Annotated in this window: 14 protein-coding genes; 9 read left to right on the top strand and 5 right to left on the bottom strand. The window is 54.6% G+C overall.

Annotated elements, in window-relative coordinates; translation table 11 throughout:
• Window positions 1–7: 7 nt before the first annotated feature.
• The 3 genes from QQL54_RS07840 to QQL54_RS07830 form a co-directional block, all read right to left on the bottom strand.
• Window positions 8–481, bottom strand: coding sequence for a nuclear transport factor 2 family protein (locus tag QQL54_RS07840; protein ID WP_284389336.1), 474 nt, complete (start codon window positions 479–481; stop codon window positions 8–10).
• Window positions 482–557: 76 nt separating this feature from the next.
• Window positions 558–2,132: a phosphoglycerate dehydrogenase gene (serA, locus tag QQL54_RS07835; protein ID WP_284389332.1), complete on the bottom strand. Its 1,575-nt coding sequence runs from the start codon at window positions 2,130–2,132 to the stop codon at window positions 558–560.
• Between the two features lies 1 nt (window position 2,133).
• Window positions 2,134–3,297, bottom strand: coding sequence for a phosphoserine transaminase (locus tag QQL54_RS07830; protein WP_284389330.1), 1,164 nt, complete (start codon window positions 3,295–3,297; stop codon window positions 2,134–2,136).
• A 185-nt stretch (window positions 3,298–3,482) separates the two neighbouring features.
• Here QQL54_RS07830 and QQL54_RS07825 point away from each other — a divergent pair, with 185 nt between their 5' ends.
• On the top strand, window positions 3,483–4,385 hold the full coding sequence (locus tag QQL54_RS07825; protein WP_284389328.1) for a hypothetical protein: 903 nt from the start codon (window positions 3,483–3,485) through the stop codon (window positions 4,383–4,385).
• Window positions 4,386–4,464: 79 nt separating this feature from the next.
• Here the strand turns inward: QQL54_RS07825 and QQL54_RS07820 are convergent, their stop codons facing one another.
• On the bottom strand, window positions 4,465–5,985 hold the full coding sequence (locus tag QQL54_RS07820) for a replicative DNA helicase (protein WP_284389326.1): 1,521 nt from the start codon (window positions 5,983–5,985) through the stop codon (window positions 4,465–4,467).
• Between the two features lie 344 nt (window positions 5,986–6,329).
• Here QQL54_RS07820 and ruvC point away from each other — a divergent pair, with 344 nt between their 5' ends.
• Window positions 6,330–6,809 (top strand): crossover junction endodeoxyribonuclease RuvC, encoded by a 480-nt coding sequence (ruvC, locus tag QQL54_RS07815; protein WP_284389324.1) that lies wholly within the window; start codon window positions 6,330–6,332, stop codon window positions 6,807–6,809.
• Window positions 6,810–6,818: 9 nt separating this feature from the next.
• Here ruvC and QQL54_RS07810 read toward each other — a convergent pair whose 3' ends face one another.
• A complete protein-coding gene (locus tag QQL54_RS07810; RefSeq protein ID WP_284389321.1) occupies window positions 6,819–7,226 on the bottom strand; it encodes a hypothetical protein in 408 nt (135 codons plus the stop codon).
• 154 nt (window positions 7,227–7,380) lie between these two features.
• On the opposite strand from QQL54_RS07810, the gene ruvA reads away from it, so the two are divergent.
• The 7 genes from ruvA (at window position 7,381) to QQL54_RS07775 (ending at window position 12,481) form a co-directional block, all read left to right on the top strand.
• Window positions 7,381–8,019 carry a Holliday junction branch migration protein RuvA gene (ruvA, locus tag QQL54_RS07805; protein ID WP_284389320.1) on the top strand — a complete coding sequence of 213 codons (639 nt, stop codon included), beginning with the start codon at window positions 7,381–7,383 and terminating at the stop codon, window positions 8,017–8,019.
• On the top strand, window positions 8,019–9,071 hold the full coding sequence (gene ruvB, locus QQL54_RS07800; protein ID WP_284389319.1) for a Holliday junction branch migration DNA helicase RuvB: 1,053 nt from the start codon (window positions 8,019–8,021) through the stop codon (window positions 9,069–9,071). Before ruvA ends, ruvB begins: the two co-directional genes overlap by 1 nt.
• Entirely contained in the window at window positions 9,064–9,303 is a 240-nt protein-coding gene (locus QQL54_RS07795; RefSeq protein WP_284389318.1) for a hypothetical protein, read from the top strand. The genes ruvB and QQL54_RS07795 overlap by 8 nt, the downstream gene beginning before the upstream one ends.
• Window positions 9,300–9,773 (top strand): YbgC/FadM family acyl-CoA thioesterase, encoded by a 474-nt coding sequence (locus tag QQL54_RS07790; protein WP_284389317.1) that lies wholly within the window; start codon window positions 9,300–9,302, stop codon window positions 9,771–9,773. The genes QQL54_RS07795 and QQL54_RS07790 overlap by 4 nt, the downstream gene beginning before the upstream one ends.
• A 12-nt stretch (window positions 9,774–9,785) precedes the next feature.
• Complete coding sequence (locus QQL54_RS07785) at window positions 9,786–10,433, top strand: hypothetical protein (RefSeq protein WP_284389316.1); 648 nt, start codon at window positions 9,786–9,788, stop codon at window positions 10,431–10,433.
• Window positions 10,430–10,765, top strand: a complete 336-nt coding sequence (locus QQL54_RS07780; protein ID WP_284389315.1) for a DUF3088 family protein — start codon at window positions 10,430–10,432, stop codon at window positions 10,763–10,765. The genes QQL54_RS07785 and QQL54_RS07780 overlap by 4 nt, the downstream gene beginning before the upstream one ends.
• A 117-nt stretch (window positions 10,766–10,882) precedes the next feature.
• Complete coding sequence (locus tag QQL54_RS07775; RefSeq protein ID WP_284389314.1) at window positions 10,883–12,481, top strand: hypothetical protein; 1,599 nt, start codon at window positions 10,883–10,885, stop codon at window positions 12,479–12,481.
• Window positions 12,482–12,511 lie beyond the last annotated feature (30 nt).

The raw sequence follows: 12,511 nt of genomic DNA, 5'->3' as shown, positions 1-12,511 counted from the left end.
GCGTCGATTATTCACAGCTCGCGTCGGACACGTGTGAAGAGACTGGTCGCCAAGCGTCGGTATCAAGACGGAACACGTTTGATGATGTGTAATTATGCTGACAGGTTGATCCGTCTGCCTGTTGGCGCGTGCTGTCGCCGTGACCGTAAACGATGGCGGAACTTGGTGTCGGAAAGACAATGCCTGTGACGGTATATAGAAAATCGTCCGGCATGGTCCATGGATCGGTCTTCATTTCGGCCAAGATCTGGGCTTTAGTTTGGATTGTCCCGTTCGCTCCGATAATAACGAAGTCGTCTGATAGGAACGCATCCAGACCTCTGACGTCATTGTCACGATAGAGGCGGCGCCAAGTGTGAACTTTGGCTTGTTTGAGTGCGGCTTTGTTGGCTTCGGTTTCCGTTTGGTGATCTACGGCCTGAGCGGGGCCAACAAACCCGACTGAGCCCATTATCAGAAGCGTTGCTAATAATCGCGTCATGTCCATCCTCCGCTTTGTTCCGATCAACCATAGATGAACGGCCCAGAGCGGAGGATTAAGTTTTGTTGAGCCAGCCTTAAAGCCGGACGCGATCCACAATCTTGACCTGATCAATAGCCTTGATGGCATCAGCGGTGGCATCGGTGACATCGCCGTCGACGCTAATCAGGCAGACGGCTTCGCCGCCCTGTTCCATACGGCCGAGTGAGAACGTCGCGATATTGACCTTGGCATTGCCGAGAATGCCGCCGAGGTCGCCAATGAAGCCGGGCTTATCGTCATTGCGCACATAGATCATATTGGGCGCGAATGCTGCATCCATCGGCACGCCGAACAGACGCACAATGCGTGGTTCGCCGCGATAGATGGTCCCGACAATGGCGAATTTCCGCGCCTTCGTCTCAACCGTGAGCCGGATCAGCGACTCGGCGCGTTCGGCCTCGTCAATATAGCTCTCCGTCAGCTCAATCCCGCGTTCTTTGGCGAGCACAGGCGCGCTGACCATGTTCACTTCGGGCATGGCAGCTTTGAGCAGTCCGGCGAGCGCAGCGGCGCTCATGGGGTTTGTGTTCAGGCTGGTGATCCCGCCCTTATAGACGATCTCGATCGACTTGGCTGGCTCGTGTAGGAGTTGCCCCATCATCGTGCCGAGCTTATCCGCCAGATCGACCCAAGGCTTGAGGCGAGGGGCTTCTTCGGCTGAAATAGAGGGCGTGTTGATGGCGTTGCTGATGGCGCCCGTGAGAAGATAATCCGCCATCTGTTCAGCGACTTGAACGGCGACATTTTCCTGCGCTTCATTGGTCGACGCGCCGAGATGCGGCGTGGCGATGAAGCCGGGGGTGCCGAACAATGCGTGGTCTTTGGCGGGTTCGACAGCGAACACATCCAAGGCGGCTGCGCGGACATGGCCCGCTTCCAGCGCGTCTTTCAGAGCTTCTTCATCAACCAAGCCGCCCCGTGCACAATTGACCAAGATGAGGCCCTTGCGTGTCATGCCCAGCCGTTCGCGATTGACAATGTTTTTCGTGCTTTCAACGAGCGGCGTATGCAGCGTGATCGCGTCAGCGCGCTGGAACAGTTCGTCTAACTCGACCTTCTGAACGCCCAATTCAACGGCCCGCTCTGGGGTCAAATAGGGATCAAAGGCAATGACCTTCATCTTCAAGCCGAGCGCGCGTTCGGCGACCAGTGCGCCAATATTGCCGCAACCAATAATACCGAGCGTTTTGTTAAACAGCTCCGTGCCTTTGTAATCAGACTTTGGCCATTCCCCGGCTTGCGTCCGCGTAGAGGCTGACGGGATTTGACGCGCGGCGGAAAACAGCATGGCGATGGCATGTTCAGCCGTCGTGATTGCGTTGCCGAACGGCGTGTTCATGACAACGACGCCGCGATCTGTGGCGGCCTTGATGTCGATATTGTCGACGCCGATGCCGGCCCGGCCAATGACTTTAAGATTGGTCGCCTGACCAATGATTTCAGCGTCGGGGCGTGTGGATGACCGAACGGCGAGGCCGTCATAGTCGCCAATGATGTTCATCAGCTCGTCTTTGGACAGGCCAGTGATGACATCGACATCGACACCGCGAGCCTTGAAGACTTCAACGGCGCGGTTGGACATTTTGTCCGCGATAAGAACTTTAGGCATTTTACAGCTCCGCAATTTTAGTTTCGAACGCCCAGTCGAGCCAAGGCAGGACGGCTTTCACATCATCGATGGGTGTGTGTCCGGAGACCCAGAGGCGAAAGCCCGGAGGGGCCGTGCGGTAAGCGCCGAAGTCCAACGCAACTTTTTCCTCACCCAGCAATGCGACGATGGATTTGGCGAAAGCGGCCTGTGCATCAGCGGGAAGCGCGGCAACGCGTGCATCCACGATCTTCAAACACACGCCGGTGTTGGACCGTTTCTCATCATCTTCACACAGATTGGCGATCCAATCGCGTTGTTCGACCCAGTCCCAAATGGTTCTGGCATTGGCGTCGGCGCGGTCATGCATACCTTTGAGGCCGCCATTGGCCTTCGCCCAGTTCAGCGCATCGAGATGGTCCTCAGTACAGAGCAGGGACGGCGTGTTGATGGTGGCGCCTTCAAAGATGCCTTCGATCAACTTGCCGCCTTTGGTGAGACGGAAGATTTTTGGCAGCGGCCAAGGCGGATTATAGCTCTCTAACCGGGCTACGGCGCGGGGGCTGAGGATGAGCATGCCATGTGCGGCCTCGCCGCCCATAACTTTCTGCCAAGAGTAAGTGACGACATCGAGCTTATCCCACGGCAGGTCCTGCGCATAAACGGCCGAAGTCGCGTCGCAAATTGTGACGCCTTCGCGATCCGTCGGGATGAACCCGTAATCAGCGACTTTGACGCCGGACGTGGTGCCGTTGGCGGTGAAGACGAGGTCTTGCGAGCCATCATAGGCAGAGAAATCGGGTAGTTTGCCATAATCGGCGGTCAGCAATGTGAGGTCATCCAGTGGGAGCTGTTTGTCAGCATCGACGACCCATGCTTGGCCGAAATTCTCCCAAGCGGCGACGATAACGGGCTTCGGGCCGAGCATAGTCCACATCGCCATTTCGACGGCGCCTGTGTCAGATGCAGGCACGATGCCGATGCGGTAACCGTCAGGAACTTGTAGGACTTCGCGGGTGAGGTCGATGACCTCTTTGAGCTTAGCCTTGCCAATCGCGGAGCGGTGGGAACGTCCCAAGGCGGCATCTGACAGCGCGTCTAGCGACCATCCGGGGCGCTTACGTGTCGGTCCAGCAGAGAAACGGGGATCGGCCGGACGCAGGTCCGGCTTCGGAAGAGTAGTCATCAATGTCTCCATCGGGTGCGTTTTTGTACACCGTCGAAGTGCGCCTCAGTGGGGAGGCGTGGCCCACGCGCCGGATAGCGCCACGCGGGAGAGAGTCAAGTGGGGCTTTCTCTTAGGTGTCATTTGCTTTGTAGGCTTCCAAAGAGCACACTTGCCCGAAAATTAGCAATTACAATGGCTGAGATGTGACATTAGATGATTTAACAAGTTCCCTAAGTGCAAAGTTTCACAGCCCAGTGTTCTTCCCTTATGTTTTTTCGTTTGTTGCGTTTAACTGGAAGCCAATCTTTATTCTCTTCGCTCAAAATGGATCAGCATTAACTCGAATTCAACTTTTCGAAGATCGAACGAGTTTGCTTACGTTAGTGGTTTATCCGATTGTATTGGGTTTAATGCTAACCATTGTGCTGCCTTACCTTAAAGCTGGATTGGGACTACTTATGGAACCAGCTCGAAAGCATAAACGCAAAGCCGATGATAAAGCTGACCAAGACATTGAGAAGGTTCGTCTCAATGGAGAAGTCGAAATTACTTCACTTAAACTAAAAATCGCTGAGGGAAATAAAGCCGCTGATATCGTTCTATCTACTATTCAAAGCGAAACAATAAAGCAGACTACTGAAGAGGCTTTGATTAAGAACGATTCTAGTGTTCCTGACGGGCCTGTTAATGATGAGATGTCTAGAGTTGAGGGCTACGACTGGCTCCAAGAAAACTCATACGACGATTACCAATTTGCAATGTCAGAAGCGCATTATCATTCAAAATTGCTGCTGATAATCAGCCACGACCCCAATTCAGGTTCTAGTGTCCAAATTGAGGATGCGGCAAATAGCTTTTTTAGATTTCAGAACACTCGAAAACTGGTCCAAGAAAACCTCATCATATATTTGACGGATTTATCAAAAAAGGAATCTGACCGGTCTCTCTTTAAAATGGATCAGGTTGTGGGGCCTGAATATGCCCTTTTTGATTTTGACGGAGAGTTTATTTCACGAGGTAGATTGTATGTTTCATCTCCAGGCGATCCTGTATCAATTGATGGCTTGGAACAAGTCGAACATATGCTCAGCTATAGGGCGAAATAGTTCGAATGACTTCATGCAGAGTAGATGTTCAGTTCCCTACGAGACCTTCCTTCTGTATTTAGCAGTGCCCTGAATATTATTAGTACTCGGAATAGTCGCTTTCGCCCTGCGCCAGATTACCGAACTTGGTGAGTTCTGGCTGGAAGCTGAGCATAACGGAGCCGATGGGGCCGTGACGTTGTTTCTGGATCAGGACTTCGGCCTTGCCGACCGCATTATCCATTTTCGCCTGCCACTTCATCACGGCTTCCGGGTCATCGTCGTCGGGTTGTTCGCGGGCGAGGTAATATTCGTCGCGATAGATGAACATGACGACGTCGGCATCCTGTTCAATGGAACCAGATTCGCGCAAGTCTGAGAGCTGCGGACGCTTGTCATCTCGCTGCTCAACTTGGCGAGACAACTGAGCGAGGGCGAGAACGGGTACATTAAGTTCTTTCGCTAAGGCCTTGAGACCTTGAGTAATCATTGTGACCTCTTGCACCCGGTTGGTCGAACTATTCATCATCGCGCCACCGGTCAGAAGCTGCAGATAGTCGACCACGATCAGGTCGAGACCTTTCATCCGTTTCAGCCGCCGCGCGCGGGCCGCCATGGCGCCGATGGACAGGCCACCTGTGTCATCAATATGCAGTGGGATACGGCTGATCTCGTCAGCAGCATCTCGCAAATGTTCATATTGCTCCGGGTTGATTTCGCCGCGCCGGATACGGTGGGAAGGGACTTGGCTGTGTTCCGCGAGCAAGCGCGTGGCGAGCTGTTCGCTGCTCATTTCCAATGAGTAGACACCGACGACGCCGCCATTCGTCGTCTTCTCGACACCGTTTTCATCGCGCTCCACCTTGTGCTGTTTGGCGACATGGAAGGCGATATTCAGCGCCAGAGAGGATTTCCCCATTGATGGACGTCCGGCGAGGATCACCAAATCGGATTTATGCAAGCCGCCCAACAGACGATCTAATTCGTCCAAGCCTGACGAGATGCCGGAAAGCTGTCCCTTTCGTTGATAGGCAGCTGTCGCCATTTCAATGGAGTCGATTAGCGCGTCTTCGAATGAGACGAAGCCCGTTTGCGTGCCGCCAATTTCCGCAAGGTTATAGAGCTGCATTTCGGCTTGCTGGATCTGCGCCGATGCATCGTCGTCGCTATTCTGATCCTTGGCGGTCTCTTTCATCGTGTCCCCAAGACGGATCAGTTCGCGCCGCATCGCCATGTCAAAGATGAGCTTGGCATATTCCGGCGCGGTCGAGCCGGGCGGCGCTTGTTCCAGCAGGAGGGCCAGATATTCGACGCCGCCAATGTCGGATAGCGCATCGTCTTGGCTAAATCGGTTCTTGAGCACGATTGCGTCGGCGAGTTTGCCATGCTCGATCAGGCTCGCCATCGCCCGATACATGTTGACGTGAACCGGATTGTAGAAGTGCTTCGCTTCGACGATCGAGCTAACCCGGTGATAGATTTCATTATCGTAGAGCAGGGCGCCCAGCAGTGCCTGTTCGGCCTCCATGCTATGGGGTGTCGTGTCGAGCTCCGCCTCGAATCCATCCATCATTCCGTCATTGGCGGAATCATAATCGGGTATGTCGAGTGTGTGGGCCATTGCGCCTTTGTGTCACGAGTCGGGGAAGCATATCACAGCACAAAGCAGGAACTCGATTTATACATTTGCACTCTGGATAAGTGCTGGGGATAGCGGGGAAAAGCCGGTGCGGACGGAGAGAGATCATCCGCACCGACGCTCGCCCCCGGCGAAACCCGATCCTCCTCTTGGGGGAAAGATGACCGGGTGAGTGGATGTCTTCAGGTCAAGATGCGGCCAGTTTTGGCCAGTGGTCGGGAAAGTCTGGGGCAGACGGGCTCACCATGGCCTCATTGGGCAGGAAGATGGCAAGTAATGGGACGGTTTTGATTGTCGGGGCTTTAGCCCCCCTCTAAGTCCAACACATGTCACAGCCGCGCCGCATCATTGGGTTTGACCCTTCGCTCGTCTCATGCGGCTGGGGTGTCATTGATGTCCTGGGCAATAAGATGCGTCATGTGGCGCATGGCGTGATCAAGCCACCGCGCAAAGAACCGCTTGCCAGTCGGCTCTCATTTCTCTTTGTCGCGGCTCAGGACGCGATTGAGGCCCATTCGCCGTCCGAAGCAGGTGTGGAAGAGGCCTTCATGAAAGATAATGCGATGAGCGCGTTAAAGCTGGGACAGGCTCGCGCAGCCTGTATTTTGGCTGCTACGCAATCCGGTCTGATCGTTGGGGAATATGCGGCGCGGCTGGTCAAAAAATCGGTCGTCGGAACGGGCGCGGCGGACAAGGCACAGGTCGCTCATATGATGAACTTGCTCTTGCCGGGGGCGAATGTGGAGGCGGGGGATGCAGCCGATGCGCTTGCCATCGCCGTCACTCACGCGAACCATTATCGCTGATCGCGGGCCTTATTTGCGTTTGGGATAGTGGGGCTGCGCTGGGATAGGCGTTGCCGGATAGGTGCAGCAGGTCACGGGCTCGGCTGGAACCTCGATAAAGACTTCTTTTTCGATATAGACGGGTTTTTCGACTTCGACGATTTTCTCGCGGTCAACATAGACGGGTTTGTCGACCTGAACGGTCTTGATCCTGTCGACATACATAATGGGTGGAGGGGCGAAGCAGCAGTCTTGAGCGACAGGAGCGCCGTAGCGTGACTGCGATACAGGGACGGCCGGCGCACAGGCGATCGGGTCACATCCAGCGTTGGCGTAACGACCTGCGTGGTTTGTCGCCGCACACCCTGAGATCGCCGAGGCGCTCACCATCCCTACCGTGAACAGGAGGGTTGCTTTGAATGTCATGACATCGTTCATGGTCGGGTCTCCCGCGCTTCATTTATCCCAATCATGGTTAAGAGGGAGATAACCAGACGCGTGCGCGCGTGGGACTATATTCCTGAATCATCCTATCCGCCTCGGTCTGCCTCTGTGCTAGTTGTGCACAACGAATCGGACAGGACGTGGGTGCATGATAGGCATGATTTCCGGCACTTGCCTTATGGCAGGCACGGGCGAAGCGATCGTCGATTGCGGCGGCGTTGGCTATCTTGTGCGCTGTGGCGTGCGCACTTTGCGTGAGATGAGCGAAGGCGAGCCCGTGCGTCTGCACATCGAAACTCATGTGCGTGAGCAGTCGATCACCCTGTTCGGCTTTGTCAGCGAGGAAGAACGCGCTTGGTTTGAGCGTTTGCAGGCAGTCCAGGGCGTGGGTCCGAAAGCCGCTCTCTCAATACTCGACATATTGACGCCCGGCGACGTGATGAGCGCCGCTGCATTAGAGGATAAGGCCGCGTTTTCCCGCGCGTCTGGGGTCGGGCCAAAACTGGCGACGCGAATTGCGACAGAACTGTCCGGTAAACCGCCGCCGCTGGGCCGCGGGTTTACCTCAGCCTTTACGGCTCCCACCTCAGACGTGGTGGGCGGCGCGACCCGTAATGAAGGCCTGTCCGACATGCGCCTACGCAATGACGCCATTAGTGCGCTGGCTAATTTGGGCATTGGGCAGAGCGACGCGCTTCGTGCCGTGGCGGAAGCCTATCAGACATTCGAAGATGATCCCGCCTTGGATGACTTGGTGCGGTCTGCCCTGAAACGGCTTGGCTCCTAATGGAGGACCGCCTGACATCTTCAGACACCCATCCCGGGGATGTGCGCGACCGGGCGTTACGTCCGTTGACCTTTGTCGATTTTCGCGGGCAGCAAAAGACCATCGCCAATCTGAAAGTCTATGTCGAAGCCGCGCGAAGGCGCGGCGAACCGCTTGACCATTTATTGTTGTCGGGACCGCCGGGTCTTGGCAAAACGACACTCAGCCAGATCGTGGCGCGCGAACTTGGCGTGAATTTTCGCGCCACATCCGGACCGATCATTTCCAAGGCGGGTGATCTGGCGGCGCTCTTGACGAATTTGGAACCGAACGACGTCCTCTTTATCGACGAAATTCACCGCCTGAATCCGGTCGTGGAAGAAGTGCTCTATCCAGCGATGGAAGATTATGAGCTGGATCTGATCATCGGGGAGGGCCCAGCTGCGCGTTCGATCAAGATCGACCTGTCGCCCTTCACGCTCATCGGCGCGACAACCCGTGCGGGGCTCTTAGCAACGCCGCTTCGCGACCGATTTGGTATTCCGGTGCGGCTGGAGTTTTATTCCAAAGAAGATCTGACGGATATTGTCACCCGTGCGGCGGGGAAACTCGGTCTGGCGATGACGGATGATGGAGCTGCAGAGATTGCCGGACGGGCCAGGGGAACCCCGCGCGTCGCCGGGCGGCTTTTGCGCCGGGTTCGCGACCTGACCGAGCATGACGGTATTAGATTGGTCGACGCGGTTGCGGCCGATGCCGCGCTCAAGAAACTGGGCGTCGATCATCTTGGTCTCGACAGTCAGGACATGCGCTACCTTCGGGCGCTGTGTGAGATGTTTGGTGGTGGTCCGGTCGGCGTAGATACGATGGGGGCCGCTTTGGCCGAAGCGCGCGACGCGCTGGAAGATGTGGTCGAGCCTTATCTGATCCAACAGGGTTTTCTTATGCGAACACCGCGGGGCCGCGTCGCCACGCCGCGTGCTTACGCTCACATCGGCTTACCCGCGCCGACGGTGGTTCCGACGGGCGATATGTTTGAGGATGAAAGATCGGATGGAGGCGAGAGTGCCTGATCCCGAACAAGACACCCGACCGCCCGGCTTTCTGCGACGGACCGTGGCACCCGCCGTAGCGATGGTCATTCTCTATGCTTCGATCCGGTCCTTACCAGCTTTATTGGTCAGTCAGACCCCGCCTATCGACGGGGGTGATTTGCTGAATGTGTTCTTGATCAGCTTGGTCGTTTTCTCGCTTTACGGTCTCTACAATGACCATAAGGCCAAGCGGGAAGGGCCCAAGTCATGAAGGCCGAAGACGCCGCCATTCCGGACCGGGATCGGCCACCGCTGGGCTATTTCGACGGTCGGGAGCATCGCTACCCAATCCGAGTTTTTTATGAGGACACTGATTTTTCGGGCGTTGTCTACTACGCTAATTATTTACGATTTCTGGAACGGGCGAGATCATCTTTCTTCCGGCTTGCCGGGATCGGCCACGCCGAATTGCTCGACCGTGACCCGCCCTTGGCCTTCGTCATTCGGAAAATTACGCTGGATTATCGCAGTAGTGCCAAGATCGACGATGTCCTTTCAGTGGTGACGACATACGACATTTTCAAAGGTGCGCGACTGATGGTCAGTCAGCGCATTGAACGCGATGGAGACATCATTCTGACGGCTCATAGCGAAGCGGCCTGTATCGATCTTGATGGTCGACCGCGGCGCGCGCCGAAACCGATGATTGAAAAATTGCGACCGTATTTACTAAGCAACTAGTGGGGAATAGACATGCTTGAAGGATTAGACTGGCAACCCATTCTCATTGCCGCGATCGGCATTATGAGTTTGGTCAACGGCCTTTCCGTGTTTCAGAATTTTCGAGCGGATCGGCCGGACGTTCGAGTTGAACCTGTTTATGACGGGGACTGGATGTGGTGGTCGGAACTGATTGATACCAGCCGGGCAGAGCCTATTCGGCGTTACATTGTCGTCGGGAATTTGGGCCGATCCAATCATGGTCGCCGACCTACATCTATTTCCGACACACAACTGCGTATCCGCCTTCGAAACCTCCGACCCGCAACATCACCGCTTTACGATATACCGCAGCCTGAAATCGAGCTGTCACATGCCGGAGCCCAGCGGTTGCCGGTGATGAAGCCCGGACCAGACCCATTCGATTACAAACCGATGATGCAACCCGGCGAATCCGTCGCCGGTATTCATTGCTTTCTGTATGGAATGTATGGGTCGGACCTCTGGACGCCCAAATCAGAAAATGGGGTGCTGGACGCCACAATCGAACTCGAAGGCGGCTTCGGGAACTGTTTCAAGTCGAAACTGTCCTTTAGTTATGTCGAGTTTGAGGAGCTTGTGAAGCGCTTTCCTACTCTGGAAGGCTTTGTACTCAAAAATCTCGAACAGGATCCAGGGTGAACCGCGACACGCTTTATCTATTGCCGCCGGGATTTGCAGATCGCGGCGAACGGCAGTATTGCCCAGAATGTGCCGAGATATGGGGCCTATTGGCCTATTACCCGGCGATACGAGAGACGCTCAATGTCGTCTATCAACCCGTCGTGCATCCACGCCCCGGCCTCGTGGAGCGGCTCGGCGACGGTCGCTGGAACTGTCCAACCCTCGTGCTTGACGTTGATAGTCCAGACGGGCCGAACGTGCAGTCTGCAAACGGGCAGCGCTACCTCGATAGTGCCAAAAAGATCGGTCAATATTGGGCCGCCCTATATGGAACGGCGAGGCCGCGCTAGACCGTCATACAAGCAGCAAAATTTGTATAAAACCGATGGAGGACGATATTGGGATTGAACCAGTGACCCGTTTCATCGTGCTTGCACATGTCTTTAGATGGGTGTTTACAGTTTGATATGCGGCTAATTCTGATTGTGTTTTTTTTGATTGTCTCTGGTCTATTGGCTGCTTTTCCGGCGCGCGCACAAAGTGATTGGGACGCGCTGATTGCTCAGTTAGGTCAAACAAACCCCGATTTAGTGACCCAATGGGAGACAGCAAAAAAGGATGCGGAAAAAAATGAGAAGGACTTAAAATCAACGTCAGATCGATATTTTCAATCCTCGTTCGATGCAGTGTTTGGCAAGGATAAAGTTAAACCGTCCGATGGTTTGGAAATGATGAAGATCATTGAAGCGGCCAGTTCGGGCGATATTGATTATGCTAGCAAGGCGGGCGGGGAATTGTTCATAGCGTCTTATATGCCTGGACTTGGGCAATATATTGCCGTGATGAAAAAAGCGGCTGAGGGAATTAAGGCTGCTGAACAGATGTGGATTGATGGCCTGAATGACACCAAAGCCTATCAAAACTTCATAGAGATACTCTACGCGCAGCCCACAGGGCGTGACCCCTATATCCCTAGCTATATGATTACTTATCTGCGGAATAATGAGCAGTTTGGTGCGCAGATTAGCGTCATCTATGATGATATGCGGGCCCGCGAAGATCAGATGTTTAGGCAATGGATTTCTGACGATGCAGCGATGACGCAAATGTTGTTGCCGGGGTGGGCATCGCGGTGGGTTTCAGCGCGAGGCAAAGTGCCGACCGAGCGCGAAATGTTCAATTACTTCCTCTATAATCAGGTGAAGAATAGCAAAGCTCGCTACATGGAACGCTTTGTTGATGAGTATGTTCGCCCCCTCATTCGCCAAGAAGCACGTTTACAACGTCAAAAGCTGTCGGCGATTATGGCCAGAGCTTTGACGCAAATTTCTCAGGACGTTCAGGCGGAGGATCAAGATAGTCAGTCAGAGGATGTGGATCAGTGCCCGGCATTGCTCGCTGCGCATAGGCAAAGCATCCAGAACGTAAAGCAGCAGGAGCGTTTGACGACAGCGTTTTACGGGCAAGTTTTGCAGACTTGGAAAGCAAGGTACAATGCAGCGCAAGACCAAGAACATGCGGTGCAGACGCGGCGGTGGGCCCCTCTGCATGCAGAGGAAAAAACTCTCGCAGAAGAGCGGGCTCGATTAGACGCAAAGAAAGAGAGTTTGGCAGTTCTGGAAGGTGAACTAAAGAAGCTTCAGGCGTCGTTTGATTCCAGTACGGATGATGAAGCCCGTGCTGCACTTGGGAGACGAGGCAGTGCCAAACTTGCTATTTATAAACCATTGGCGGATGAGGTCACTACCGATGTGGATGAATATAACGCCCATCTGGCGTCATTTAATTCCCGACAAGAATCCATGAGGGAAGCACCCTTAGATCAGTCGGCTTCTAAGAGCTTGTGGCGGGGCACGAAAGCGACGCGTGACGCCATTGAGGCTTATCGCAATGATCGGTCAAAATGCGTGCGGGTGTCCCAAACAATGGCTTCAGATAATTTAGCCGGACAGCTTGAGCTTGACCCTACAGCGGCGATTGCCAGTTGTACGGCGATGATGGAGGCGATTCAAAAGTCTAACGCTCTATCCGAGCAATATAACGGGCTAGATTGCGGTAAAAAATAGGGTCTAGCTATGGGGAAGACCTCATGATCT

Source organism: Algimonas ampicilliniresistens (assembly GCF_030159955.1).
Taxonomy (GTDB): domain Bacteria; phylum Pseudomonadota; class Alphaproteobacteria; order Caulobacterales; family Maricaulaceae; genus Litorimonas; species Litorimonas ampicilliniresistens.
This window is presented reverse-complemented; position numbering and strand designations above follow the sequence as displayed.

Excerpts from the sequence above, each read along its gene's own strand:
- ruvC (WP_284389324.1), top strand. The coding sequence starts at position 6,330 with ATGTCACAGCCGCGCCGCATCATTGGGTTTGACCCTTCGCTCGTCTCA.
- QQL54_RS07810 (WP_284389321.1), bottom strand. The coding sequence starts at position 7,226 with ATGAACGATGTCATGACATTCAAAGCAACCCTCCTGTTCACGGTAGGG.
- QQL54_RS07830 (WP_284389330.1), bottom strand. The coding sequence starts at position 3,297 with ATGACTACTCTTCCGAAGCCGGACCTGCGTCCGGCCGATCCCCGTTTC.
- QQL54_RS07840 (WP_284389336.1), bottom strand. The coding sequence starts at position 481 with ATGACGCGATTATTAGCAACGCTTCTGATAATGGGCTCAGTCGGGTTT.
- QQL54_RS07820 (WP_284389326.1), bottom strand. The coding sequence starts at position 5,985 with ATGGCCCACACACTCGACATACCCGATTATGATTCCGCCAATGACGGA.
- serA (WP_284389332.1), bottom strand. The coding sequence starts at position 2,132 with ATGCCTAAAGTTCTTATCGCGGACAAAATGTCCAACCGCGCCGTTGAA.
- ruvA (WP_284389320.1), top strand. The coding sequence starts at position 7,381 with ATGATAGGCATGATTTCCGGCACTTGCCTTATGGCAGGCACGGGCGAA.
- QQL54_RS07785 (WP_284389316.1), top strand. The coding sequence starts at position 9,786 with ATGCTTGAAGGATTAGACTGGCAACCCATTCTCATTGCCGCGATCGGC.
- QQL54_RS07790 (WP_284389317.1), top strand. The coding sequence starts at position 9,300 with ATGAAGGCCGAAGACGCCGCCATTCCGGACCGGGATCGGCCACCGCTG.
- QQL54_RS07775 (WP_284389314.1), top strand. The coding sequence starts at position 10,883 with ATGCGGCTAATTCTGATTGTGTTTTTTTTGATTGTCTCTGGTCTATTG.
- ruvB (WP_284389319.1), top strand. The coding sequence starts at position 8,019 with ATGGAGGACCGCCTGACATCTTCAGACACCCATCCCGGGGATGTGCGC.